The sequence below is a fragment of the Pelotomaculum schinkii genome, assembly GCF_004369205.1.
Lineage (GTDB): Bacteria > Bacillota > Desulfotomaculia > Desulfotomaculales > Pelotomaculaceae > Pelotomaculum_C > Pelotomaculum_C schinkii.
Window position 1 is genome coordinate 132,894 of the sequence record NZ_QFGA01000002.1, and the last position, 24,757, is coordinate 157,650.

Consider the following 24,757-nt stretch of genomic DNA (forward strand, 5'->3'; position numbering starts at 1 on the left):
ATCATCTCTCGGCAGAAGATCCCCACTTCCAAAGTGGGGGATGAATGCCGGTTACTGTCCCAGAACATATGTTTCAATCGCTGGCATTTTGTGGTACAATGAAAGTGGTCAATACGCGATAAAAAGAGGTGAAAAGCTATGATACGCGTTCTTAAGACCACTTTCCGAACATCAAAACACGAAATGGACAGATTGTTTGCCTGCAACCGGGAATCGGCAAAAGCATGGAACGACTGCCTCAACTATGCCAGGGAATACCACAAAACCAACGGTAAGTGGATCGGCAAGAGTGACTTGCAAAACTTACTAAGGGTCGGTATTATCTGCATAGCCAGAGTATCCAAGCTGTGCAGGAACGCTACCTGGATGCCAGGACCAACGCCAACAGAGCCAAACAAGCAGGGCATGGACATGTCCGCTACCCATGGCGGCAGAAAAAGAATTACCCGACCAGGTGGAAAAAAGACGGTTTCACCATCCAGCCTAACGGCAAGATCGAGCTATCCATGGGCATCCACAACGGTAAACGGGAGAAACCTATCATTGTTCACGTCCACCGCATCCCTCCACGAAAAGTCAAAGAGATTGAACTTGTCTGGGACCGCAAGCTGACACTGGCGATAAGCTACGATGATGGTACCCAGCCCCGGGAAAACCTCAATCGAGGCATCGCCGCCATCGATATGGGCGAAATTCATGGGATTGCCGCTGTAGCCGACACGGGTGAGGCGTTGGTTGTCACATCCCGGAAACTGCGCAGTGTCAAACGGCTGCGCAACAAGAAATTCAAGGAAATATACCAAAAGCGCAGCCGGTGCAAAAAAGGCAGCCGGAAGTGGAAGAAATACACCTGTGCCATTGCTCGCATAGGCAGCAAGACGGACAACCAGCAGCGGGACATTTTGCACAAGATGAGCCACAAGTTTGTCGCCTGGGCCAACGACCAGGGGGTCAAAACGGCCGTAGTCGGCAACGTAGAGGGCGTGCAAAGGAACACGTCCAGGCGCAATAAGAAAAACCTTAAGCAGAAACGTCATTCCCGCGGATTAAACCAAAAGATGAGCCAATGGCCATTCGGGTTGTTGCTGGCTTATCTTACATACAAGCTGGCTGCTCTTGGTATCGACCTGATCAAGATTGATGAGAGTTATACTACGCAGACATGCCCTGTCTGTGGTCGGAAGAAAAAGCCTTCCGGCAGGACGTATCAGTGTCATTGCGGGTACATATGCCATCGGGATGTGCATGGCGCAAGGAATATCTACGCCAAGCACAAATATGGCGAGATTCGAACACTGGATTGGAGTGTCGAAAACATCAAGTATCTACGGCCTGCTTCGTGAGAAGTAGAAAGTAGTAGAAGCCTGGAACCGGGCCCGATGGGAGGCAAAAGCCGTTGGTACCATTGTTGTCGGGAGAATCGGCAGGAAGGAAAGCATCCTTTGTGGATGAGGCTACCTGAACAGGTTGCTGCCAGAAATTCTTACCGGTAAGCTCCCTGAAGCCCCCACTTCTACAAGCGGGGGAGGTTCACTTGCCCAGACGAAGTAACGAGGGACCACCTTCCTGCTCGACCAGCAATTTTTTAAGTACATCCTCAAATTCAGGAAAGGATACTTTAATGCATTCAGCGTCACGTACCAATGTTGTTCCCTCAGCCAGCAGGCCGTCCGGCAGTTCCTCCACCTTAGCTCCAAAGCCGGGCAGCAATCCGGCAACAGTTGAGATACGGTTGCTTTCTTTAACTTTCAGTTCCGCAGCAACCCGGATTTCTGTTGTTCCTGCAGCCAGCGCGGCGGCTCCAGCCTGGACCGGCACCTCGTAAATGAGGCGGGGAATCAATACCCCAATGCTTCACAATAAGATCAAGGCATTTTCCTTCCCATGACCCCGGCGATTTTCTTCAAGTCGGACATTACGTTAATAAAATTATTGGGGGTCAGTGACTGCTGCCCGTCACATAGAGCTTCGGCCGGGTTGGGGTGCATTTCTATCATCAGCCCATCGGCGCCCGCGGCTATTGCAGCCATAGACATGGCAGGGATATAGCGCCATTTGCCGATAGCATGACTGGGATCAACTATTACCGGGAGATGGGAAAGGTGCTTGACCACCGGGACAGCGGTGAGGTCAAGCGTATTCCTGGTATAACTCTCAAAGCTGCGGATACCGCGCTCGCATAAAATCACGTTGTAGTTGCCGCCGACCATGATATACTCAGCCGCCATCAACCATTCTTCGATGGTAGCGGAGGGCCCCCTCTTCAGCACTACGGGTTTATCTACCTTGGCTACTTCCCGCAGCAGGAAAAAATTCTGCATATTGCGGGCGCCTATCTGTAATATATCGGCATATTCAGCGACCAAAGGGAGCGTCTTGGCGTCCATGACCTCGGTTACGATCAGGAGGCCGGTGGCCTCCCTGGCCTCGGCCAATAACCTTAAGCCCTCTTCCTCCAAACCCTGAAAGGAATACGGGGAAGTCCTGGGCTTGAAAGCCCCACCCCGCAACATTGTGACGCCGCAACTGCGTGCGATGCTTGCCGCCTCCATGAGCTGTTCCCTGCTTTCCACAGCACAGGGACCGGCTATCATATGAATGGTGTCCCCTCCGATTTCCAGGCCGCCGACCCTGATTACGGTATCTTCCTCCTGAAAGGTCCGGCTGGCAAGCTTGTAGGGTTGAAGAATAGGGACAACCCTCTCAACAGAAGGCATCGCTTCCAGGCTAACGTCACCCAGGCTTATTTTATCCCCAATAGCGCCGATGATGGTACGCTCAACTCCACGGGAAAGGTGAATCTGGAAGCCAATCTTTTCCAGACGGAGCACAACGGCTTCTATCTCATCATCCGTAGCTTTATGTCTCATGACCACAATCATTTTTTAACCCCCTTACCTCCCGTAAAGACAGATTAAATAATTATAATTCCCATTTACGTCAAGAGCACTCCACATGGAGTGCTGTGCCCGGCCATAAGGCCACCTTATCGCCCACACTGAAAATGAGAGTCCAGCAAACACCCATGCCCGATAAATGTGGGAGAAGAAATTCAATATATATAAAACTGCATCGCAGTTTTCTGCGATTGGAATCACATCCACATAAAGTATGGACAACTTTACCATCCTCTGTCAGTATAACATATTACTCTGATTCCACGATAAATAGTTCTACAAATTTAAATAATATTAGCATACCGGGCAATAAATGGCAATGTTCTTAAATCGTATCCAATGCGAACCTGAGCCTCTCAACCAGGCCGGCAGCACATACAGCAGGTGATACCATTCCGCTCTCCGCAATAGCCTTCACAATAGCGCTTCCAATAACCACAGCATCGCAGTGAACCGCCGCTCTGGCCGCCTGTTCCGGGCCGGCGATCCCGAAACCTACGGCCAGAGGCAGGTTGGTATGACACCTGACCCTTGCAGTAAAGGCGGCCAGGTCGGTTTTTATTTCTGCTCTGGCGCCGGTAACACCTGCTACTGAAACACAGTAGATAAAACCTGTCGCAGCTTTTGTGATTTTATGCAAACGGCCGTCGGTGGTGGTAGGCGCCACCAGGGGAATCAGGTCCAGGCCGGCCTCCAGGGCAGCTTCCCGCAGTGGAGCTGATTCCTCAAAAGGCAGGTCGGGTACGATTAACCCGTTGACTCCTGCCGCAGCGGCATCCCCGGCAAACTGCCGGATCCCGTACTGGTAGAGAGGGTTGTAGTACCCCATCAGGATGATTGGTTGGGGGCAATCCCTCCTTATATTCTCTACAGCATGCAGGATGCCGCTTAAGTCTACACCTGCAGCCAGGGCCCGGCAGGAAGCCTGCTGGATGACCGGGCCATCAGCCAGGGGATCGGAGAAAGGTATCCCGAGCTCAATAACATCGGCACCATTCGCAAACATTTGCCGTGCTATCTCAACTGTAGCTGCTAGGTTTAGGTCGCCCGCGGTGATATAGGCGATTAATCCTTTTCTCCCCTTAGACCGGAGCTTTTCAAGGCAGTCCGTAATTAGACCTTGCGCACTCACACCGTCACCCCCTGGGCGCCCGCCACGGCTGGGATATCCTTGTCGCCTCGCCCTGACAGGTTTACCATGATTATTTTTTCCGGAGAGAGAGAAGGCGCCAGCCGCACTGCCTCGGCCAGGGCATGCGCGCTTTCCAAAGCCGGTATAATACCTTCGGTGTGACAGAGCAGATGAAAAGCAGACAGCGCTTCAGCATCCGTCACGGAAGTATACCTTACCCGGCCGCTGTCTTTTAAATAGGCGTGTTCCGGTCCCACCCCGGGATAGTCCAGCCCGGCCGATATCGAATGGGCGCACTTAATCTGGCCGTTATCATCCTGCAAAACATAACTCAGTGTCCCGTGCAGCACGCCGGGGCTGCCACAGCTTAAGGTAGCGGCATGTTCTCCGGTTGCCAGTCCTCTCCCTGCCGCCTCAACCCCAACCAGCTTGACCTGCGGTTGATCTAGAAAGGCATGGAAAATTCCCATAGCGTTGCTCCCTCCACCTACACAGGCCACCACGTAATCGGGCAGCCGGCCGGCCTGTTCCATGGCTTGCTTGCCGGCCTCGTCGCCGATTACCGACTGGAAATCCCGGACCATGGCCGGGTAAGGATGCGGACCGGCCACCGACCCAATCAGATAGTAGGTATCTTCCACGTTGGTCACCCAGTCCCGGATGGCTTCATTCATAGCGTCCTTCAGGGTCCTGCTGCCGCTTGCGACAGGGATCACCTTGGCGCCCAAAAGCTGCATACGGTAAACGTTGGGGCTCTGCCGCCTGATGTCCTCCTCGCCCATGTAAACAGCACAGTCCAATCCGAACAGAGCTGCTGCGGTTGCAGTGGCCACACCATGCTGGCCTGCCCCCGTCTCGGCGATAACCCTCCTTTTTCCCATGCGGCGCGCCAGGAGTATTTGCCCGATGGTATTATTTATTTTGTGGGCGCCGGTATGGTTTAGATCCTCTCTTTTAAGGTAAATAGCAGCTCCCCTGCAGTGCTTTGTCAGCCCGGCGGCCTGGTAAAGGGGAGAAGGCCTGCCTACATAATTTTTTAGGTACAATTCCAGTTCACGGTGAAAATCCGGATCTTCCTGTGCCCTCCGATAAGCCTGCTCCAGTTCCTCCAGGGCAGGCATCAGTGTTTCCGGCACAAAGCGCCCGCCATATAGCCCAAAGTAACCTCTATTGTCCGGCAGAGCTGCTTTTTTATTGCTCAAATCCAACACCCCCCTTGGCTGCCTGAATAAACAGCCTGATTTTTTCGGGATCTTTTTGCCCGCCGCTTTCCACCCCGCTTGAAACGTCCACGGCGTAAGGTCTGGTGGTTTCCACGGCCATCCTCACATTATCCGGCCTCAAGCCCCCGGCCAGGATGACCCGTCTTGCCGCCGCCAGTTCCCTGGCTATATTCCAATCGAAGCAGCGGCCCGTCCCCCCTGCTGCGCCCGGGACGTAGGTGTCGAGAAGGATAGCCTCAACGTCATAGTCCTTGACCAGATCCAGGGTATTGGTGTTCCGTACCCGGAAGGCCTTAATAATCTTGTATTTAAGAGAACGGCAATACTTCGGCGTCTCTTCCCCGTGCAACTGCAGGGTATCCAGTCCACAGTAAGCCGCTGTTTCTTCGGCCAGGGCAACTGGGGCGTTGACAAAAACCCCCACCCTGGCTATAAAGGGCGGCAGCTGGGTACAGATATCCCGGACTACTTCCCTTGGCACCTGACGTGGTCCCGGTGCAAAGACAAAGCCTAAAGCGTCAGCCCCGGCGTCTACCGCTGCCATTGCTCCAGCCAAATCTTTAATGCCGCATATTTTAATTCTAACCGGGTTAATTGTTTTCATAATCTTGCTCACCTGTATTTTTCCTTAAGCCGGGTCCGGCCAGTTTTAATAAAGCGCGGCCTGGGAAAGGGTTAGCCGACAGGGCTTCACCCACCAGGGCTGCGTGTATGCCCGACTCCAAAAGCCGCAGGATATCGTTATGGTCCTTTATCCCGCTCTCCGACACAACCGTGATATTTTCCCTGTCAATCAACTCCGCCAGCCTGAAGGTATGGGTCAGGTCGGTTTTAAAAATTTTCAAGTCACGGTTATTGATACCAATCATTTCAGCTCCCGCGGCAAGAGCGCGGTCCAGTTCCTCTTCCGTGTGAACTTCCACCAGGCAGGACATGCCCATTCCTTCGGCAAGTGCTTTTAATTGAGCCAGTTCTTCATCCGTAAGGATAGAAGCAATCAGAAGCACTGCATCGGCCCCTAAAATTAAGGATTCATAAATCTGGTAGGGGTCGATGATAAAGTCCTTGCGCAGGAGCGGCAGGTGGACCGCCTCTCGTACCATGGCCAGGTGGGAAGGGTGACCGAGGAAGAATTTTTCCTCGGTCAGTATCGATACCGCGGCTGCGCCGGCTCCCTGGTATTGAACCGCAAGCTCCACAGGATTATAGGATTGACGTAAAATCCCTTTGGATGGTGAGGCTTTTTTGGCCTCAGCGATAATGGCCACCCGGCCAGGCCGGCGCAGTGCGGCGGTAAAATTACGAGCAGGTGGACTATCCGGCAGCCGGGTCTCCAAGAAGGCGAGGGGCATGACCTGTTTGCGTTCAACCAGTTCCTTTTTCTTATGAGCTACAATCTGCTCAAGGATCATTGAACCACCGCCTGGGAAGGCGCACAGCGCCGGGTAAAATCGACCAGTTTCTGGAGTTTACCCAGGGCAGCGCCGCTATCGATGCTGCAGGCAGCCATTTTCAGGGCTTCTGCAATACCACCGGCAGCTCCCCCGGCAACTAACCCCAGGGCGGCATTAATGAGGACTACATCACGACGCGGCCCTTTCTCCCCTTCCAGGATGGACAGGGTAACCATGGCGTTCTCACTTGGTGTCCCCCCCGCCAGGGCGGAAACAGGCGCGTATTTAAAACCAAAGCGTGCCGGGTCCAGGGTGCCCTTACGGACAGAACCTTCTTTAACTTCACAGAGGACGGAAGGACCGGCCAGGGAAACCTCGTCAAGACCTCCTGCCCCGTGCACCACGAAGGCCCGGACCGAGCCGAGCCTGGCCAGCACTCTGGCCAGCGTCTCCGCAAGCGGCGGGTTGTAGACACCCAAAACCTGCGCCCCGGCCCCGGCCGGGTTGGTGAGGGGCCCCAGAATATTAAAGACGGTGCGGATACCGATCTCACGGCGCGGGCCTGCGGCGTATTTCATAGAGTGGTGCAGGGACGGCGCAAACAGAAAGGCTATGCCAACCTCACGCAGGCAGGCCTCCACAGCTTCCCGTGCGAGGTCAACCCTTACCCCAAGTTCCTCCAGTGCGTCAGCGCTGCCACTGCGGCTTGAAACAGACCGGTTTCCATGCTTGGCGACGGGTAAGCCGGCTCCCGCCACCACAAAGGCAGCAGTGGTGGAAATATTGAAGGTCCCTGAACCGTCTCCCCCGGTTCCGCAGGTGTCAACCAGGACCGGGTAGTCCGATTTGACCGGCTCTGCTTTCTGCCTCATCACCCGTGCAAAACCGGTAATTTCCTCCACAGTCTCACCCTTCAGGCTCATCGCCGTCAGCAATGAGGCGATCTGCGCGGAGCTCGTTTCCCCCGCCATAATTTTCTCCATAACTGCGGCAGCCTCTCCTTCTGTAAGGTGCTGACCGCAAACGACCTTTCTAATTGCTTCTTTAATCACTCAGCTTACCTCCTCTCAGCTATGCTAATGGTCGTGGGACGTGGGTATATCCTGCATTCCTATGGGGTCGTAGGAAGCAAAAGAACCGTCCCCCTGCTTCCTGAGCTAAACAAAATCCGTTAATAGGCTAGTGCCAGGAAGTTCTGCAGCAGGCGGTGGCCGTGCTCGCTAAGTATAGATTCCGGGTGGAACTGCACTCCCTCCACCGTACAGCTGCGGTGCCGGAGACCCATCACCTCGCCTTCCATGGTATAAGCTGTTATCTCCAGGCAATCGGGGATGCTTTCCCGCTCGACCAGGAGCGAATGATAGCGGGTGGCGGTAAACGGCTTTGGAATCTGGCGGAAAATTGTCCGGCCGTCGTGGTGAATCGGGGAGGTCTTACCGTGCATCAATCTCTCCGACCGCACTACCCTGCCGCCGAAGCACTGCCCAATGGCCTGGTGCCCGAGACAAACACCCAGGATGGGTACTACGCCTGCAAAGCGCCTGATTACCTCCATGGATACACCCGCCTCGTTTGGAGTGCAGGGACCGGGGGATATTACCAGGTGCTGCGGTTTGAGTTCCTCAATTTCTTCGCAGGTAATCGTGTCATTGCGGTACACCCGGACCTCCTGGCCCAGCTCACCCAGATACTGGACCAGGTTGTAAGTAAATGAATCATAATTGTCAATCATCAGCACCACACTGTCCGACCTCCTCCAGTGTTTTAATCAGCGCCATAGCTTTGTTTTGGGTTTCCCGGTATTCCATTTCGGGGTCGGAATCGGCGACAATCCCGGCTCCGGCCTGAACATAGGCGCAGCCATTATGGATAACTACCGTCCTTATGGCAATGGCCGTATCCAGGTTGCCTGAAAAACCGAAATAGCCGATTGCTCCGGCATATATTCCCCGCGCCTCCGGCTCCAGCTCGGAAATTATTTCCATAGCCCGCACCTTGGGGGCTCCAGTGACCGTGCCGGCGGGGAAACATGCTTTGAGTGCGTCAAAGACATTTAAGCCTGGAGCTATACGGCCCGTGACATGGGATACCAGGTGCATCACATGCGAAAATTTTTCTACTTCCATCAAACGGGACACTCTTACACTGCCTGTTTCAGACACTTTGCCCAGGTCATTGCGGCCCAGGTCTACCAGCATCAGGTGCTCGGCCCTTTCTTTGGCGTCTTCCAGAAGGTCTTTGGCCAGGCGCTGGTCGGCCTCAGGCCCATCCCCGCGCGGACGGGTGCCGGCAATTGGACAGGTCTCCACCGTACCGCCATCCAGCCGTACCAGCATCTCAGGTGAAGACCCGATTATCTTGGCGTCGCCAAAATCCAGATAATACAGGTACGGAGAGGGATTCAGAGACCGCAATCTACGGTAGACTTTAAATGAATCACCATGAAAAGGCATGCTAAGTCTTCGCGACAGTACCACCTGCAGAACATCCCCCGCCTTTATGTACTCTTTGGCCCGCGCCACACCAGCCTTAAACTCTGCAGCTGTAATATTGGACTCGACCGGACCAAAACCGGCGGAAGGTTTGCCAGCCCCATCCTTTGCGGCCAGTCTGCCACAAATTGCCCTGGCCACTTCCGCAATCCGCCGTTCAGCCTCGTCGTAGGCATGATCAGGGCAATTGCCGGGCCGGCTGTTAATAACGATGGTCAAGGACCTGCTGACGTGGTCAAAAATCAACACCGTACCAGCGAAGATAAAGCTGCAGTCCGGCAGATCCGGCGCCCCACAGCGAGGCAAATTGACTCTTTCCATAAAACGGACTGCGTCATAGCTGAGATAACCCACCGCGCCTCCGGAAAAACGGGGCAGTCCGGGCGCCGGGTAAACCCGGTACTTGGAAATAATCCGGGCCAAATTTTCCAGCGGGGAGCCCTGTAAGGCTTCCTGCTGCCCTGCTGCGGTAATAAACGATGTTTCTCCACGGGAGGAAAAGAGTAAAAAAGGGTCACAGCCGATAAAGGAGTGCCGGGCCAGGTTCTCTCCACCTTCGACGCTTTCCAGGAGGTAGGCCGGGCCTTGTGGTGATACTTTTTTGTAGACACTGATAGGTGTGTCCAAATCGGCGTTGATTACTTGACTGACCGGAATCAGATCGTAGCGCTTACTTAATGACAGGTATTCTCCTTTGCCCGGTGAACTCAAGGGCTTTACCTCCTTAAAAGAACACATTACCTCTGCTGACCTGTGTGCTAACAAGCGGCCTATGGTTCGGGACTATAATCGTATGGGTAATTACCCCAAAAAAGCAAAAACCGGCACTCAAACGAGTGCCGGCGGAATTCCAATTCCAGCAACCGAACTCTCATCTCAGCTAAGCTCAAAACTTCTCAACTTTACTCTGCTCTAAACTTACTGCTCTAACTACCTACTTAAACTTAATGCAAATATTAACATGATGGACAAGGGAACGTCAAGCATCATTTTCAACAGACCACCCTGGAAATAACATTCCAGGTTAGCCATAGTCTACCACCATTAAGATTGTACTGCCCTGTGGCCCAAACCGATAGCTACATCATCCATATGCAGGAGGCCAACACCAAAGAATACGGCTACACTGATATGGTCACCCTGCCTGGCTATCCCGATTTTTCCCCCAACGTTAAAACCAATGGACTTTGTCATAATTTGCGTGATAGCTTCGTGGGCAGCCCCGGCAATGGCGCCTTCGTCGGCGTGCACTTCCTTGATCACGCCTTCCCGCTTTGCCGCAACTACAGCGCGCTCAATCATTTTGTTTACCGAAGCAATAAAATCTCCACCATAATCAACGGCGGCCGTCTTAATCCCTTCCATGGCAAAGCGCTGCTTTAATGTCTTTTCTTCTTCCCTGCTCTCGGTTAACGCCATTTCAATTGCCACTCGCGCTACTTTCCTGCTTCCGTAAAGGGCCATAAACGGCATCTCCTCCCGCATACATTAAAATACACTCCTTAAAGGGAGTGTTACAGCCAATATTATTATACCCCTGGCAACATTATACTGGAGGGATTTTTAAAAAGCAACAAGGCTCTATCTGTTCCCCAGCCGCACCCGGGCCAGGCAGGATATACCACCTTCAACACGTAAATGGTCGCCTGCGGATGGAACCAGCACTTCCTTTGACACGTCCAAGACCTCTATATCGAGAGGCCTGCTGTAACGGGAACCATCCACTTCAATCAGGTCACCTTCCTGGACAAAAACTGTAACGTACCGATCACGGAATTCCCCACGGGATTCACCGTTAACCAGTATCCTGGCCAATGGCAGTGTGGAATAATTTTTTAGCTGAAAGGTAACCACAGGTTCCTGCAACAAGCCGGCTGTAAGAGGGGGGTGGGTCCGTTCAAGCGAGGCAACCGGCACAGCGTCCTCCGGCAGGGGATCACCCGCTCTAAGCGACTGTACCAACATTATTATCGCGGCTATAACTACCACCAACCGGATTAGAGCCCGTTCCAGCCTATCCCGGCCCGGCCTGCGCATCCCTGTTTTCATCAATACACCCCCGCCCAATTTTCACCCAGTAAAGTCTATGAACTCACCTGGAAGAAAATACACTGACAGGCGTTTCAACCAGCATAAAAACTTATTTTAAGTTATACTTTTTTTCCAGGCGCAACCTGTATTCTCTCATTTCCTCATGCACTCTGAACAAAAGCCTCTCCAGGTCGGAATGACTGAGATTGATAGACGCAGGATCCAGTATTTCAATTTTTCTAAAATCCTCTCTGGTTATGAACCGGACAATATTCTCCAGGTTATCAGCCTTAATCGTCATTACCAGGGGGGCGTAGGCAGCATATGTATTGGCTATTTCGTCATAAACAGAGTAAACATCAGTGCTTACGTCTATATCGATAATCTGAATACCCTGCAGGGGAATGTTCCGGAAAACAGCAACCTGTTGCTCCCTGACCTCCTCCGCTGCTTTTTCAGAAGGCTTTCCTCCAAAAAGCAGCCGTCCCGGCTTGCCATTTGACTTGAAATCAAGACGGACCTTAAACAGTACGCCATTCCTATCAAGAAGGTTGTTGTCCTCACTTAATGGTTTAGGCAAAAAAAACCCTCCCGTCAAAGGGGATTACCCTGCTAAAGGTAATTCAACCCTAAATTAAAAATTCCTGCGCGCTATTGCCAGATTGTGCCATTCTCTACACAAGGACAAGTACTTCAACAGGTTAATTTACTGCTTGCCTGTGCCAGGCTTCAACCCGGCCAGCGCTTTCAACTGCTTCACTTCCAGCTCACTCAGGTGCCGGTACTCCCCCGGTCGCATTGTCTCCAGGCCGAGGTTTCCAAGCTTGCTCCGTTTTAACCGTAACACCCGGTACCCAATATGATCAAACATGCGCCTGATCTGGCGATTGCGGCCTTCCCGGATGGTCACCTCCACCAGCGCGTTACCGTCATGCTGGCCAACCAGCCTGACTTTGGCGGGCGCGGTCAGGCCGTCCTCCAGGTTGAGTCCTGCGGACATCTGTTCCAACTGTTCCTTGGCAGGAACGCCTTCTACCCGCACCAGGTAGGTCTTCGGGACGAGGTGACTGGGATGAGTCAGCGCGAAAGTAAGTTCTCCATCATTGGTCATCAAGAGCAGGCCTTCACTATCGTAGTCCAGCCTGCCGACGGGATAAACCCTGGCAGTGATTCCTTTAAGCAAGTCGGTTACCTGTTTGCGGCCTTTCTCATCGCTCATGGTTGTGATATACCCGCGAGGCTTGTACATCAAGAGATAATATTTTTGTGACGACAGACGCAGGGTCTCGCCGCCTACCTGGATTTTATCCTTGTCCGGGTCAACCTTGGTACCCGGTTCGGTTACGACCCGGCCATTGATTTTTACCATCCCGGCTGCAATCATAGCCTCGCAGTGCCGCCTGGAGGCAACCCCGGCACGCGCCATCACTTTTTGTATGCGTTCCATATACCACCTGACCGTATTCCATGTATTTTAACGATTGTGCCCCTTTACTTAATTATACCCAATAATATCATTATGGGTAATCTGTGGACTGCATTTCTCCTGGGCATGTGTAAATGAATTCGCAGCCGCATTTTCGGGGATAGTTGCCCATGCCGCCAGCGGCGCCACGGATCATAAAAATATCTTTTAAAGTCTCGCTGTTTTATACTGAAGCCTTTTGCTGCACACTGCGGACAAAACCGACCCTAAGAAAATTTAATCAGAACCAAACTCTGTTGTCAAATAAAAACAATGGGCCGCTTTTTCGAGAAACACTCTCTTATACGTAGAGGTTACGAAAATTGAGACCATCGGGGAGGGAACCAAGTAAACTTTGCCGCAAAAAAATACCGGAGCTGTGAGTCTCCGGATTAAACAGTACTGTAATCAATTTTATATCCTCAAAACAAGGTACTGACGATAAAAACCGAGGCAACCAGGGTGGTAAAGTCCGCTACCAGTCCCAGGAGCACCGAGTAACGATATTTTCTGATACCAACCGATCCAAAATATAATGTGAGGACGTAGAAGGTAGTATCGCAGCTGCCCTGCATGGTGGAGACCAGCCGCCCCAGGAAGCTGTCCGGGCCGTAGGTTTTGACAATATCCGAGGCAATGCCAAGGGCGGCTCCACCGGAGAGAGGACGCATGATCGCGTGGGGCAAGACCTCCGCCGGCAGACCGACAAAGCCAAGCAAGGGCGAGAGAGACGCGACCAGCACTTCCATTGCTCCAGAAGCCCGGAAAATACTGATGGCGACCATCATAGCCACCAGGTAGGGAATGGTTTTAACAGCGGTTGCAAAACCAGCCTCGGCCCCTTCCACAAATGTTTCGTAGACCTTGACCCCACGAAGCACCGCCACCAGGGGAACCACCAGTAGAATAACCGGTATGGCCCAGCGGGACAGCTCCGAAATAAACTCAAACAACACCTTACCTCCTTTTGCCCGAATAAAACAACCTTAGCAGCCGGTCCACCAATATAGCTACCAACATGCTGAAGGCGGTCGCTATGATGGTTGGCCCTACGATATCAGTGGGGTCGCTGGAACCGTATAGCAGGCGGATACCGATAATAGTGGTCGGGATCAGGGTGACACAGGAGGTATTAAGAGCAAGAAAGGTACACATGGAGTCCGAAGCAGTGTCTTTGGAGTGGTTCAGTGTCTGTAGTTCCCGCATGGCAATCAGTCCCATGGGTGTTGCAGCGTTCCCCAGTCCCAGGATATTGGCGCTGAGGTTCATAACAATAGCGCCCATGGCCGGGTGTTCCCTGGGCACACTGGGGAAAAGAAAACGCATTACCGGGCGCACCAGCCACGCCAGCGCGCGTACCAGTCCAGCCTCTTCGGCCAGCTTCATGATACCGAGCCAGAAGGTGATAATAGCAATCAGGCTGATGGATATTTTTACCGCATTATTAGCGCCGTCAAAGGCAGCCTTCGTTACAACCTCGATATTTCCGTTGATCCCGGCCACAACAATGCCGAACACAACCATCGCCAGCCAGACAAAGTTGACCACTTCCACACCCCCACTAAAGCTTGTCCTCTGATACTTTATGAGTCGGAGCGGACAAATAGTACAAATAATGGTAATTTTTACTATCACGGAAATAACGCTAAGGGTGTCTTTAAAAATAATCACATGATCCTGCGATTGAAGCTCCCTGCCAGCCCGGTTTTGCCGACCCGTTCACGGATTTGCGCCATGTCGGTAGTATAGAGTCCCCGCTCCTGCATCCTCTGGAAGTATACTGAACCGGAAAAAGTATATTTCTTGCTCATCCCTTTAGAGGTTTTCATTTCCCTGTGCATAAAGGAAATAATATCGCCGCAGGCCAGTTCGGACGGCAGCACGAGCAGTTCGCGCCCGGCCAGCATCCTTACCGCATTGTGGCCGGCCAGAAAGCCGGTTACGATAGCCTCAGTATGACCAACCAATAGGCCTGTCTTCTCCCCGGCGCAAAACAGGTTTAGCGAGCCTGAAACAGCAAGGCTGTCATCGCATGGCGCCATCGCCATAAAACGGACTGAATTTCCCATCCCGCCTGAATAGGGATCGGCATAGCGGGCATCCTCTAAGCCTTCCAGGGTGCGGAGTATTTCCAGCGGAAAATAAGAGGCCATTAACTTGGCGTGGCCGGTGTCAAGGAACACCAGGTTATCCGCAAACTCAGGCAGGGAGTACTGCTGACAGGCCTTGCGGTCCAGCCTGGCTTTGGCGCGGAGGGTTTCAGGAAGGGGAATGATCAGCACCCCAGTTTGCTCCAGCTTTGCCACCAGGACAGGTGATATGGACTTTTTTTCAAGCTTGCAGGACCCGCTCATGGCCTCAAACTGGGGGAAACCCTCCCCGGCCGTTATTTCGCTAATACCGGCTTTGGCTGTAAGGCTAATACGTGGTCCGAAGGTGGGACAGCGCAGTATGCACATGGCGCAACCAGAACCATACCGGGTGCAGTATTGTGCCGGTCCGGCCGTACCGGTACAGTCAATAAAGACAGCCCCCTCGATGTGATCACCGTCGGCCGTATCAATCCCGGTAATAAAACCATTGTTATTTGTAACACCGGACATCCTTTTCTGCAGCTTTAAGCGAACCCCTGCTGTTCGAAGCGCCATTCTGATCGATGGCTCTATTCTGGTTACGTCGTACAGCATGGCATGGCGATGCCCCGGGAAATCAACGTTCAGATGGGTGGCAGACTGCTCAATGAGCTTAAGGAAATCCCCGGCGCCGAGTTCCCGCATTTCTTCCATAGCCGTGAGGCGGCCGTTGTTGCGCATAATACCGCCTACCAGGCCGGTGCCCAGGAGCATATCAGTTTTTTCAATAATTACCGTTTCAGCTCCGGCCACAGCTGCGGCATAAGCGGCAGAACACCCGGCCCAACCGCCCCCGACAATAACAACAGTCATAAAAAAGCCCTCCCCAAAAAACAGTATATTCAATGGGAGCGCTAAAAGCTTCTGCCTTTACCAGATTAAGGCTGAAAATATAAATGCTGTTATCTATATGCACTTTATTTTTCTCTACAAAAACTTTTTGGATCCCTTTTCACCATTGTAGGAAAAAAGCACCGGCTTGTTGTCCAGGCGTGTTTCCAGGTGAACGGTCTTACCCCACAGGGTATACACGTGAGGGAGGGTCTTTTCCAGGTAGAAAACATCAAGTTCAACCCCCTCAAAGTAGTGCTTGAGGTAGAGCTCACCCTTCTTGTTAAAGTCACCGTCCTGTACCACGATATGTGGAAAACTGCAATTGGTAAGATTGATTACCAGGCCGTCCCTGACCTTTTCCCACTCCTTCTGGCTGATTTTCCAGTCGTAACCCATTTTTTTAAATAAATACAGGTCCAGATCGTCGACCAATTCTTTGGTGAGGTAATTCCGGAGAAAGGAAATATCATTTTCCATTGCCCTCACCTCAAAAATTTTCTGTTTCCCTTCCCCACCCGGACGGCCATATTTTTCCTTTTCTTCCTCCGTAGGGTTTTCCCACCGTTTTTCAATGTCCTCGAAAATTTTTAAGCCCAGTGTGTAAGGGTTGAGGTGGGTGCGGGAGGTCTGTACGATGCCTGAGTGCATCTTGGCTAACTCGATTGTTTCCGCCTCGTCCAGTTCAATTTCCCGCATAATCCTGAGGTGCCAGTAGGACGCCCAACCTTCATTCATTATTTTTGTCTCCATCTGAGGCCAAAAGTAGAGCATTTCCTGACGGATTACCGACATGATATCCCTCTGCCAGTCCTCCAGTTCCTTACTGTTTTGAGTTATGAAAAGCATCAGGTCCTTTTCCGGTTCAGTTGGAAACTTCCTGGGATGATCGCAAGTATCGCATTTAAATGTATCTTTATCATCCAGGGACCAGAGATCGTCGTAAGGCGTTTCAGGCTTTTTATGCCGGCAGTCATGCTTTGAAGCCTCGTCCTTTTTTGAGTTTTTTCTGATCATCCGTCTTGGCTCCACATGTTCCTGAATTGCAATCGCCGCGTCGATAAAAGACTCTACTTTGGCTTTGCCATACTTGAACTCGTATTCCCGGAAGCGGTTGGCGGCCGCAGCCATGGATTCAACCATAGCCGTGGAAGTATTTTTGAAATAAATATTGTTCTTAAAAAAATCACAGTGGGCAATGACGTGCGCCATGATCAACTTGTTCTGGATCAGGCTGTTCCCCTCCAGCAAAAAAGCGTAACAAGGATCGGAATTAATTACCATCTCATAAATACGGCCCAGATTATAATCGTACTGTGTCTTCATTTTGTGGTAGGCCTTGCCGAAGGTCCAGTGAGAAAAGCGGGTGGGCATGCCGTAAGCGCCAAAAGTATAGATAATATCAGCCGGGCAAATTTCAAAAAAAATATCATAAAAATCAAGACCAAATTCCCTGGCCTTTGCCGAAATCTTTTCCATGGCCACTTCCAGGCAGCTCATTTCTTTCTGTGGGTTCAACAGTCATCACTCCTTGGTTTTACAATATGCTAAGAAATCTTTTTATTGCCACTGTCCGGGAAACGGTAGTGATGCAAGGATTATAAAAAAGTCCCCCGTTTAGGGAGACCGAGGCTGATTTGGTCGTGGGTCGTGAGTCGTGGGTCGTGGGTATATGCTGTAATCCTTTGGGGTCATTGTACGAATGTATTCGCACCTCGGGACGCATTAGCTGTTTCATTAGCGTTAGGGTAGGTTCCGTGCAAGAGCTTACTTTTGCTCTTGTGTCTGGCTGAAGAATTTTTTCAGGGCGGGGTAGACCCCACTTTTGTCGCGGATGGTGACGCAGGTAAACTTGGGGTTCTGGATTTTTTTGAACGTGTTGCGCAAAGTACTGGTGTAGTAGTAGGGCCCCTCAATCTCACCGTAGCCCACCATATTGCAGACCTCCAGCAGCGCATTGATGTTTTTGACGCAGTTCTCATTATCTGAGGACAGGTTATCACCATCGGAAAAATGAAAGCCGTAGATATTGTAGTCTTGAGGGCTATAGCGCTTTTCAATAATCTCCAGAGCCAGTTTATACACTGAAGAGCAGCGGGTACCACCGCTGGCCCCCTTGGTGAAGAACTCTTCTTCGGTTGTTTCCTTGGCTTCGGTATGGTGGGCCAGGAAAACAATCTGGACGTTGTTGTACTTGGTACGCAGGAAACGGACCATCCAGAAGAAAAAACTGCGGGCGATGTACTTCTCAAAGGGCCCCATCGACCCCGAGGTATCCATCATGGCCAGGACCACGGCGTTGGATTCAAATTTGTAGGTTGTTTCCCAGGTCTTATAGCGCAGGTCCTCGGGCGTAATGCCGTGCAGACCGGGGTTCCCTTGCAGGGCGTTGCGCTTGATGACCTCCATAATCGTCCGTTTACGGTCGATGTTGCTGGCAATGCCTTTTTTGCGGACATCCTTAAATTCGACCGATTCCGAGGCAATTTCCGGTTTTTTCTTCTGCTCCAGGTTTGGCAGGCCCAAGTCCTCGAAAATCATCTCAGCCAGCTCATCAACGGTAATATCGGCCTCGTAGTAATCCACACCCGGCTCTTCGCCGGCGCCCTTTCCTTTACCCTGACCATGCTGCGGATCGGAATAAATTACGTCCCCTTGCTTGCTGTTGCCGTCACCCTGACCGCCATGCTGCTGCTTGCCGAAATCATAGCGGAAGTGAAATTCATCCAGGGAGCGTATCGGCACTTTGACTACCTTGCGCCCGTCGTGCATAATAATACTTTCTTCACTGACAATATCGGCAAGGTTCTTTTTTATAGCGTCCCGTACCTTTTCCTGGTGCCGCTGCCGGTCAATCTCCCCCTTGCGGTGAAGCGACCAGTCCTCCCGGGAGATGACGAAGTTGGTTTTGGCCATGGCGCTTCCTCCCTATCGGTTCAGCAGGCTGCCGACATATCTCAATAATTCATTGGCACAGGTCGGGCAGTACCCGTGCTCAGCTATCAATCTGGCGCTAACCTCATTGATCCGCTTCAACTGTCCGGCATCCGGCGTCTTTGTAGAAGTCGTTATTTTGACCACGTCCTTGAGGTCGGCAAACAGTTTTTTCTCAATAGCTTCCCGCAGGCGTTCATGCGAGCTGTAATTAAAACGCCTGTTTTTACGGGCGTAGCTGGAGAGCCTGATCAAAATTTCCTCCCGGAAAGACTTCTTGGCGCTTTCAGAGATACCGATTTGCTCCTCAATGGATCGCATCAACTTTTCATCCGGATCCATTTCCTCGTCGGTCAGGGGATCCTTGATCTTTACACCGTTGCAGAATGCTTCAACATTGTCGAGGTAGTTATCGAACAACACTTTGGCCGATTCCTCGTAAGCGTAGACAAAAGCTCTCTGGACTTCCTTCTTGGCCATTTCATCATATTCTTTGCGCGCCACAGAAATGAAATTGAGCAACCGGTCCTTCTCTTCTTTGGTAATGGATGGATGCTGATCAAGCCCTTCCTTCAGCGCCCGCAACACGTCAAGCGGGTTGATGCACTGAGTGGAGGTGCGAATCAGAGCCGATGAGAGCCGGTTGATCACATAACGGGGATCGACACCGCTCATACCCTCGTCGATTGCCTCAACCTGGAGTTCATGAAGATCTTTTTGTTTGAAACCTTCGACATCCTCACCGTCGTACAGTTTCATCTTTTTGACCAGATCCATACCCTGCTTCTTGGACTCCTTGAGCCGGGTCATAACCGAGAAGATGCTAGCCACCCGCAAAGCGTGGGGGGCGATATGGATGCTGCGCAGGTCACTTTGCCCGATCAGCTTCTCGTAAATTTTTATTTCATCGCTAACCCGCAAGTTGTACGGAATTTTCAGGACGATAATGCGGGACTGAAGGGCTTCGTTCTTTTTGTTGCTGATGAAAGCCTTATACTCGTTTTCGTTGGTGTGAGCCACAACCAGTTCATCCGCGTAAATAAGCGCGAAACGGCCGGCTTTGAAGTTGCCTTCCTGAGACAGGCTTAAAAGGTTCCAAAGGAATTTCTCATCGCATTTGAGCATCTCCTGGAATTCCATCAAGCCCCGGTTGGCAATGTTCAGTTCACCGTCAAAGCGGTAGGCGCGAGGATCCGATTCCGAGCCGTACTCGGCAATAGTGGAAAAATCCACGCTTCCGGTAAGGTCGGCGATATCCTGGGATTTGGGATCCGAAGGTGTAAAGGTCCCGATACCCACCCGGTTGTCCTCGGACAAAAATATTCTCTCCACCGGTATTTTCTCAATTTTACCATTGTACTCCTGATCGACCATCATCCGGCAGGAAGGACATAGTTCCCCTTCAATATAAACTCCGTAGGTCTTTTGAAAATCTCCCCTGAGTTCTTTGGGGATCAAGTGCAACGGCTCCTCGTGCATGGGACAGCCTTTAATCGCGTAAAGGCTCCCGCGTTCTTCACGGCTGTATTTCTCCAGACCTCGCTTCAACATGGCCACCAGGGTTGATTTTCCGCCGCTGACAGGCCCCATTAACAGCAGGATCCGTTTGCGTACATCCAGACGCCGCGCGGCCGGGTGAAAATATTCTTCCACCAGTTTTTCCAGTGTCTTGTCAAGACCAAATAGTTCCGAGGAAAAGAAAGTATAGTGTTTTACGCCTTCTTTTTCCTCCACCCCGGCATCCTTGATCATTGAATAAAGCCTGGCATGGGCAAGCTGTGACACATACGGCCTTTCTTTTAAGATGGCAATATAATCCTGGAACGTTCCCTCCCAGGTAATCTGTTTTTCTAAGGAGCGGTATTCTTCCAAACGCCGCAGGAAGTCCATCGTCTTCACTCCTTCCCTTTGTATTTAGACTTTCTCGATACTGTCAGACGGGTTAATAATGCTACATTATATGCAAAGCGGTTAAAAAGAAGAATGTTGGTACAAGTATTAGCGCCACCAGGAGACATTTTTTGTCTTTTTATTTGCATAGGGTTTACAGACCAGCAAAGCAATCGCCATCCGCCACGCCAGTTACACATTACAAACTATTAAGAGCACACAAAAAAGGCCACAATAATTTTGCGGCCTTCCGTCATGACATAAAGCTTACTCTATAATCCTACATGCAATCTCGATAATTGTGGATGCGAATTAATATTCAAATAGTTTTGCAGCCCAATATAAAATGTGAGTGTATCTCAATGGCAAAGGTTATTGTTAACTGGGTCACGAAAAGCCTTTGGGGTAGTGGGCTTGGGGTTATCCTTCGCTCTCTTCGCAATTCTCCATTTGTGCATCAAGAGCGTCATACCGACCGCATCTGCAGACAGCCATCCGGTAGCTACGCGCTATTTAAGCTTTTCTGCAAGCAACACACGCGCTAAGGAACGCACCCAGGTGCTCCGTTCGCTCCAGATAACCCCAAGCCCGCATGTCAAGCCTTTTCGAGAACAATGTTTGTAAGTGAAACAGAGGTGTTCTCCGTTCTGCCGTTCTCGAAAAGTCTCTGGGGTAGTGGGCTTGGGGTTATCCTCCGCTCTCTTCGCAATTCTCCATTTGCGCATCAAGATCGTCGTACCGACCGCATCTGCAGACTGCCATCCGGTAGCTACGCGCTATTTAAGCTTTTCTGCAAGCTACACACGCGCTAAGGAACGCACCCAGGTGCTCCGTTCGCTCCGGAAAACCCCAAGCCCGCAAGTCAAGCCTTTTCGAGAACTCAGTTAACAAATTTTCATTGGTATTATCCGATTTCACTACCAGATAACCGGTACGACCACCTTATCAAGCTCCTCTCCATCTTTCGGGCTGATCCAAAACACCTCCACCTTGCCGCTGCCCGTTGTGGGGGGCGTAAACGGCAGCGAAAACACGAAGTCTCCGCGGCCCGGCGCGCCCTCGCTGGCAGTAGCATACCCCCGGGCCAGTTCTTTGCCTGAATCATCTATAATCCTGGCATTCACCGTAGCCTCAAAAACCCTCGCGCTGCCCCGGATTTGCACGGGGGACGCTATTTTCTGACCGGGTTCAGGAGAGGTCACCCAAATGACCGGCTCATAAACTGAGGATACATCTCTTTTAAAGGGCTGGGTATAGAGACCGACATGACCCCACCAATCCTTTGTTCTTTCATCCAGCTTACCCTCTACCAAAAAAGAGACCTGCTTAATCTCCGGGAACTCGGTCAGAGTATTTACGATGCTCTGGATACCCAGAGCTTCCCCCGCAGCCCCCACGTTGGCCTTCAGTACCTCACTTGAAAAGTCGACACTGGCATTCCCGTCCTTAAGAGAGATGCCCCTGATTTTCGTTTCAGGCGGGAGCACCCCCGCTGCGCCCGGGGTCTTCGGGCTGCCCTTGATAAGCTCTTCCAGGGCGGCTTTGGCCACTTCGCTGGTATAAGGGACCTGGTGCACTTCGCGGACCAGGTAGGCGTCTTTATCGGTAATTTTGACGTAGTACAAGGCCAGATTCAATGATTGCTGAGCAGGTAAATCTTCTTCCTGCCCTTGAGGCGCGCCACCCGGCGCAACCTGCCCGGAACCCTTGCCGCCAAAAAGTGTACAACCGCTTAGCAATAATAATACTAAGAGTAACGCCGCCAGGGTGGCGGCAGCCCTGATTGTTTTCAGGGTGGACCAGTTCATGTTTCTCCCTCCTTGAATATGGACATTATGTTCTTTTAATATATACAAAAAGGCCGGATTAATCCAGCCTTAGATTATGTTAGGATCTGAGGTTTAACGACAAGTCTTGTGAAAAAATCTAATCACAATATTTATACTTCTTGTTTGTACTTCTTGGCGGTTAATTGGGCAGCACGGCCACTATATATTTTTTATCTTCCTCGAACAAACTGCCGATCTCATCTTCATCTACAAAACGGTAACAGACCTCGTCACCCTCCGACCAGGTTACGATGTATTGCACTGTCCACTACCCCCTGTCATTGTATACAGGATTCTTTATTCACTATACTATATTTATTTTAAACAACAGGGACTGTAATGGAAACGGAAATAAAAGACCTAAAAGGAAAAAATAAAAGCAAAATATCTATCCTTTCACCACTCTAAGCCTATCCAGCATAACCTGGCAGGCGCTGTTTTCGATCCGGTCATCCAGGGGTATCAGTTCTGGTTCCATGCCTCGCCTGGCCAGGGCCAGAGCAATCAATTGATCGGCCAGTCCGGCGTTCTTGGGCAACAGCGGGCCATGCAGGTAAGAACAAAATACATTTTTGTGGCGGGCGCCCTCAAGCCCGTCCACACCGTTGTTGCCCCGCCCGGCCAGGACCCTGCCAAGTGGCCGGATATTCCCCAGGTAGGTCTCGCCGGAGTGGTTTTCAAAGCCAGCTATGTTGAACTTCTTTCCGCCCAAATTCACCTCGACCGCTACATTGCCGACCATACGTTTGTTTCCGGCGCGGGTATAAAAATCCAGGATGTCCAGTCCGGGTATAGTTTGGTGATCAAGTGTAAGATAATACTTTCCAAGCAGTTGGTAGCCGCCGCATATAGCCAGTACCACCAGCCCATCCTCGATGGCCGCCGCAAATTCGTCCCTGCGTTTAATTAAATCAGCCGCGATGAGGTTTTGTTCCCGGTCCGACCCGCCGCCCAGGAAGACAAAATCGTAATCTTTGAAATGAACCGGTTCTCCGAGGTTGATAGCCCTCACCGAAACGGGTATATTGCGCCAGCGGCAGCGTTGCACAAAGGCGATGATATTGCCCCGGTCCCCGTATAGGTTTAACAGGTCAGGATACAGATGACACACCTGAAGCATAAGGACCCTCCTTGTCGGCCATGCTGTTCAGTATTTTGTGGACAGGCCACAAAGCGGTGTAAGTCGAAAAGAGGTAGGCCATATCCGTGCGACTGTCCAGTACACTTCTGATGCCTCTCCCCATATCCTTGTAGACAACGATTTTGTTCACAGGTATGCCGGCGTATTTCAAGCGCAGGGCGATTTCTTCTCCCCTGCTGCCGGAACAGATAAAGACCGCCAAATCATTGTGGTCTGTATCCAAAACCTCAAAATCAACGTCCCACAGCCACGAAATGTCTCTCCCGTCCGCATCATTGTCGTTAATGGCAAAGAAGACGCTTTTTGTTCCCTTGATATTGCGCAAATCTGCAAGGCCCTCGTTAAAACCGGTGGGGTTTTTGACCAGACTTAAGAAAGCGCTCCTGCCTTGATAGTGAAACCGCTCCAACCGGCCAAGGACCGGACGGTATTTGCGCAGGCTCTCCAGCATAAGCGGCACTTCAACCCCAAGGTGCAATCCCACGGCAAAGGCAGCCATAGCATTATAAAGGTTATAAAGGCCCTGTACCTGCATGGTCAGCGCAGCTTCCTGCCGGTCAAAATACAGGCGGCAGTTGACAACACCGTCCTTTATATCCGGCTCCCCGGCCTCAACCCTGGCGAGTGGACGGGCAAACCCACAGCCGTTACAGCGGTAACGGCCCAACTGCCCATAATGGTAAAAATCATATCCCAGTGGCGAACCACAGAAAGGACAGTACTGCGCCTCCCTGGTCTGCGTGCTGGTACTGACCGAGCGCTCGCTGCCGGATAGGCCGTAAAACACCACAGGTAAGCCGGTGGTCCTCTCAAACTGGGCCACCAGCGGGTCGTCTGCGTTCAGGATCAGAGTGATATTTTTACCGCTATTTTTTAGGGATTTACGTATGACACCGGTGACTTTGTCAAGTTCCCAGTAGCGATCCAACTGGTCCCGGAAAAAGTTGGTCAGGACCACACCCCCTGGACTTAGTTCTTTCAAAACTATGGGCATGGTGGCTTCATCCACTTCCAACACCGCATAGTCGCAGTCGATGGTCCCACTAAGCCCGGCGCTCTTGATAAAGCTTGCAGTAACACCCGAGACCAGGTTCGCCCCCTCCAAGTTGGCGATGTTCTTGTAGCCGGCAGCGCTCAATATCCCGAAAATCATATTGGAGGTGGTAGTTTTCCCGTTGGTCCCGCTGACAACGACAATCTGCTTGCGGACCTGGGCGGCCAAATAACGCAGCGTGCCGGAATATATTTTGAGAGCAACCATACCCGGCAAGGAAGACCCTTTGTTGCCTTTTTTTTTGCTAAGCCAGAAGGCGATCTTCCCGGCCGCAATGGCAGCGGATACCCTCAGGTTCATGCGTATACCCCC

24 protein-coding genes are annotated in these 24,757 nt (G+C 51.6%); 1 reads left to right on the forward strand and 23 read right to left on the reverse strand.

Features of this window, described 5'->3' with window-relative positions; translation table 11 throughout:
• Nucleotides 1-347: 347 nt before the first annotated feature.
• Nucleotides 348-1,343 carry an RNA-guided endonuclease InsQ/TnpB family protein gene (locus Psch_RS11605; RefSeq protein WP_243120443.1) on the forward strand — a complete coding sequence of 332 codons (996 nt, stop codon included), beginning with the start codon at nt 348-350 and terminating at the stop codon, nt 1,341-1,343.
• Nucleotides 1,344-1,530: 187 nt separating this feature from the next.
• Here the strand turns inward: Psch_RS11605 and Psch_RS11610 are convergent, their stop codons facing one another.
• The 23 genes from Psch_RS11610 to Psch_RS11715 form a co-directional block, all read right to left on the reverse strand.
• A complete protein-coding gene (locus Psch_RS11610) occupies nt 1,531-1,842 on the reverse strand; it encodes a hypothetical protein (protein WP_243120442.1) in 312 nt (103 codons plus the stop codon).
• Nucleotides 1,843-1,865: 23 nt separating this feature from the next.
• On the reverse strand, nt 1,866-2,882 hold the full coding sequence (gene aroF / locus Psch_RS11615) for a 3-deoxy-7-phosphoheptulonate synthase (protein ID WP_134217045.1): 1,017 nt from the start codon (nt 2,880-2,882) through the stop codon (nt 1,866-1,868).
• A gap of 340 nt (nt 2,883-3,222) precedes the next feature.
• Nucleotides 3,223-4,029: a tryptophan synthase subunit alpha gene (trpA, locus tag Psch_RS11620; protein ID WP_134217044.1), complete on the reverse strand. Its 807-nt coding sequence runs from the start codon at nt 4,027-4,029 to the stop codon at nt 3,223-3,225.
• A complete protein-coding gene (trpB, locus tag Psch_RS11625; protein ID WP_243120441.1) occupies nt 4,026-5,231 on the reverse strand; it encodes a tryptophan synthase subunit beta in 1,206 nt (401 codons plus the stop codon). Before trpB ends, trpA begins: the two co-directional genes overlap by 4 nt.
• A complete protein-coding gene (locus Psch_RS11630; RefSeq protein WP_134217043.1) occupies nt 5,221-5,856 on the reverse strand; it encodes a phosphoribosylanthranilate isomerase in 636 nt (211 codons plus the stop codon). Before Psch_RS11630 ends, trpB begins: the two co-directional genes overlap by 11 nt.
• A complete protein-coding gene (gene trpC / locus Psch_RS11635; RefSeq protein ID WP_134217042.1) occupies nt 5,843-6,664 on the reverse strand; it encodes an indole-3-glycerol phosphate synthase TrpC in 822 nt (273 codons plus the stop codon). The genes Psch_RS11630 and trpC overlap by 14 nt, the downstream gene beginning before the upstream one ends.
• A complete protein-coding gene (gene trpD, locus Psch_RS11640; protein ID WP_134217041.1) occupies nt 6,661-7,698 on the reverse strand; it encodes an anthranilate phosphoribosyltransferase in 1,038 nt (345 codons plus the stop codon). The genes trpC and trpD overlap by 4 nt, the downstream gene beginning before the upstream one ends.
• A gap of 119 nt (nt 7,699-7,817) precedes the next feature.
• A complete protein-coding gene (pabA, locus tag Psch_RS11645) occupies nt 7,818-8,387 on the reverse strand; it encodes an aminodeoxychorismate/anthranilate synthase component II (RefSeq protein ID WP_134217040.1) in 570 nt (189 codons plus the stop codon).
• Nucleotides 8,371-9,849, reverse strand: a complete 1,479-nt coding sequence (gene trpE, locus Psch_RS11650; protein WP_134217039.1) for an anthranilate synthase component I — start codon at nt 9,847-9,849, stop codon at nt 8,371-8,373. Before trpE ends, pabA begins: the two co-directional genes overlap by 17 nt.
• 333 nt (nt 9,850-10,182) lie before the next feature.
• Nucleotides 10,183-10,602 carry a HutP family protein gene (locus Psch_RS11655; RefSeq protein WP_134217038.1) on the reverse strand — a complete coding sequence of 140 codons (420 nt, stop codon included), beginning with the start codon at nt 10,600-10,602 and terminating at the stop codon, nt 10,183-10,185.
• A 117-nt stretch (nt 10,603-10,719) separates the two neighbouring features.
• Nucleotides 10,720-11,187, reverse strand: coding sequence for a hypothetical protein (locus Psch_RS11660; RefSeq protein ID WP_134217037.1), 468 nt, complete (start codon nt 11,185-11,187; stop codon nt 10,720-10,722).
• 91 nt (nt 11,188-11,278) lie between these two features.
• Complete coding sequence (locus tag Psch_RS11665; protein ID WP_190240416.1) at nt 11,279-11,749, reverse strand: hypothetical protein; 471 nt, start codon at nt 11,747-11,749, stop codon at nt 11,279-11,281.
• 126 nt (nt 11,750-11,875) lie between these two features.
• The gene (locus Psch_RS11670; RefSeq protein ID WP_134217036.1) at nt 11,876-12,616 is read right to left on the reverse strand and encodes a pseudouridine synthase; all 741 of its coding nucleotides are present in this window, start codon (nt 12,614-12,616) and stop codon (nt 11,876-11,878) included.
• Nucleotides 12,617-13,056: 440 nt separating this feature from the next.
• Nucleotides 13,057-13,587: a spore maturation protein gene (locus Psch_RS11675; protein ID WP_134217035.1), complete on the reverse strand. Its 531-nt coding sequence runs from the start codon at nt 13,585-13,587 to the stop codon at nt 13,057-13,059.
• Between the two features lie 4 nt (nt 13,588-13,591).
• On the reverse strand, nt 13,592-14,182 hold the full coding sequence (locus tag Psch_RS11680) for a nucleoside recognition domain-containing protein (RefSeq protein WP_134217034.1): 591 nt from the start codon (nt 14,180-14,182) through the stop codon (nt 13,592-13,594).
• A gap of 119 nt (nt 14,183-14,301) precedes the next feature.
• A complete protein-coding gene (locus Psch_RS11685; RefSeq protein ID WP_134217033.1) occupies nt 14,302-15,579 on the reverse strand; it encodes an FAD-dependent oxidoreductase in 1,278 nt (425 codons plus the stop codon).
• 114 nt (nt 15,580-15,693) lie between these two features.
• Complete coding sequence (locus Psch_RS11690; RefSeq protein ID WP_190258819.1) at nt 15,694-17,097, reverse strand: SpoVR family protein; 1,404 nt, start codon at nt 17,095-17,097, stop codon at nt 15,694-15,696.
• A gap of 267 nt (nt 17,098-17,364) precedes the next feature.
• Nucleotides 17,365-18,513 carry a sporulation protein YhbH gene (yhbH, locus tag Psch_RS11695; protein WP_190240417.1) on the reverse strand — a complete coding sequence of 383 codons (1,149 nt, stop codon included), beginning with the start codon at nt 18,511-18,513 and terminating at the stop codon, nt 17,365-17,367.
• 12 nt (nt 18,514-18,525) lie between these two features.
• Nucleotides 18,526-20,421 carry a PrkA family serine protein kinase gene (locus Psch_RS11700; RefSeq protein WP_190240418.1) on the reverse strand — a complete coding sequence of 632 codons (1,896 nt, stop codon included), beginning with the start codon at nt 20,419-20,421 and terminating at the stop codon, nt 18,526-18,528.
• Between the two features lie 917 nt (nt 20,422-21,338).
• On the reverse strand, nt 21,339-22,229 hold the full coding sequence (locus Psch_RS11705; RefSeq protein ID WP_190240419.1) for a Gmad2 immunoglobulin-like domain-containing protein: 891 nt from the start codon (nt 22,227-22,229) through the stop codon (nt 21,339-21,341).
• Between the two features lie 160 nt (nt 22,230-22,389).
• Nucleotides 22,390-22,512, reverse strand: a complete 123-nt coding sequence (locus Psch_RS21410; RefSeq protein ID WP_282432460.1) for a hypothetical protein — start codon at nt 22,510-22,512, stop codon at nt 22,390-22,392.
• A 126-nt stretch (nt 22,513-22,638) separates the two neighbouring features.
• Nucleotides 22,639-23,370, reverse strand: a complete 732-nt coding sequence (locus tag Psch_RS11710) for a type 1 glutamine amidotransferase (protein ID WP_190240420.1) — start codon at nt 23,368-23,370, stop codon at nt 22,639-22,641.
• The gene (locus Psch_RS11715) at nt 23,342-24,745 is read right to left on the reverse strand and encodes a MurT ligase domain-containing protein (RefSeq protein WP_190240421.1); all 1,404 of its coding nucleotides are present in this window, start codon (nt 24,743-24,745) and stop codon (nt 23,342-23,344) included. Before Psch_RS11715 ends, Psch_RS11710 begins: the two co-directional genes overlap by 29 nt.
• Between the last annotated feature and the right edge of the window lie 12 nt (nt 24,746-24,757).

Bases quoted from the DNA above. Each gene is read 5' to 3' on its own strand.
- aroF (WP_134217045.1), bottom strand. From the start codon at position 2,882: ATGATTGTGGTCATGAGACATAAAGCTACGGATGATGAGATAGAAGCC.
- Psch_RS11670 (WP_134217036.1), bottom strand. From the start codon at position 12,616: ATGGAACGCATACAAAAAGTGATGGCGCGTGCCGGGGTTGCCTCCAGG.
- Psch_RS11715 (WP_190240421.1), bottom strand. From the start codon at position 24,745: ATGAACCTGAGGGTATCCGCTGCCATTGCGGCCGGGAAGATCGCCTTC.
- trpC (WP_134217042.1), bottom strand. From the start codon at position 6,664: ATGATCCTTGAGCAGATTGTAGCTCATAAGAAAAAGGAACTGGTTGAA.
- Psch_RS11690 (WP_190258819.1), bottom strand. From the start codon at position 17,097: ATGAGCTGCCTGGAAGTGGCCATGGAAAAGATTTCGGCAAAGGCCAGG.
- yhbH (WP_190240417.1), bottom strand. From the start codon at position 18,513: ATGGCCAAAACCAACTTCGTCATCTCCCGGGAGGACTGGTCGCTTCAC.
- Psch_RS11705 (WP_190240419.1), bottom strand. From the start codon at position 22,229: ATGAACTGGTCCACCCTGAAAACAATCAGGGCTGCCGCCACCCTGGCG.
- Psch_RS11660 (WP_134217037.1), bottom strand. From the start codon at position 11,187: ATGAAAACAGGGATGCGCAGGCCGGGCCGGGATAGGCTGGAACGGGCT.
- Psch_RS11655 (WP_134217038.1), bottom strand. From the start codon at position 10,602: ATGGCCCTTTACGGAAGCAGGAAAGTAGCGCGAGTGGCAATTGAAATG.
- Psch_RS11710 (WP_190240420.1), bottom strand. From the start codon at position 23,370: ATGCTTCAGGTGTGTCATCTGTATCCTGACCTGTTAAACCTATACGGG.
- Psch_RS11630 (WP_134217043.1), bottom strand. From the start codon at position 5,856: ATGAAAACAATTAACCCGGTTAGAATTAAAATATGCGGCATTAAAGAT.
- Psch_RS11685 (WP_134217033.1), bottom strand. From the start codon at position 15,579: ATGACTGTTGTTATTGTCGGGGGCGGTTGGGCCGGGTGTTCTGCCGCT.
- Psch_RS11700 (WP_190240418.1), bottom strand. From the start codon at position 20,421: ATGGACTTCCTGCGGCGTTTGGAAGAATACCGCTCCTTAGAAAAACAG.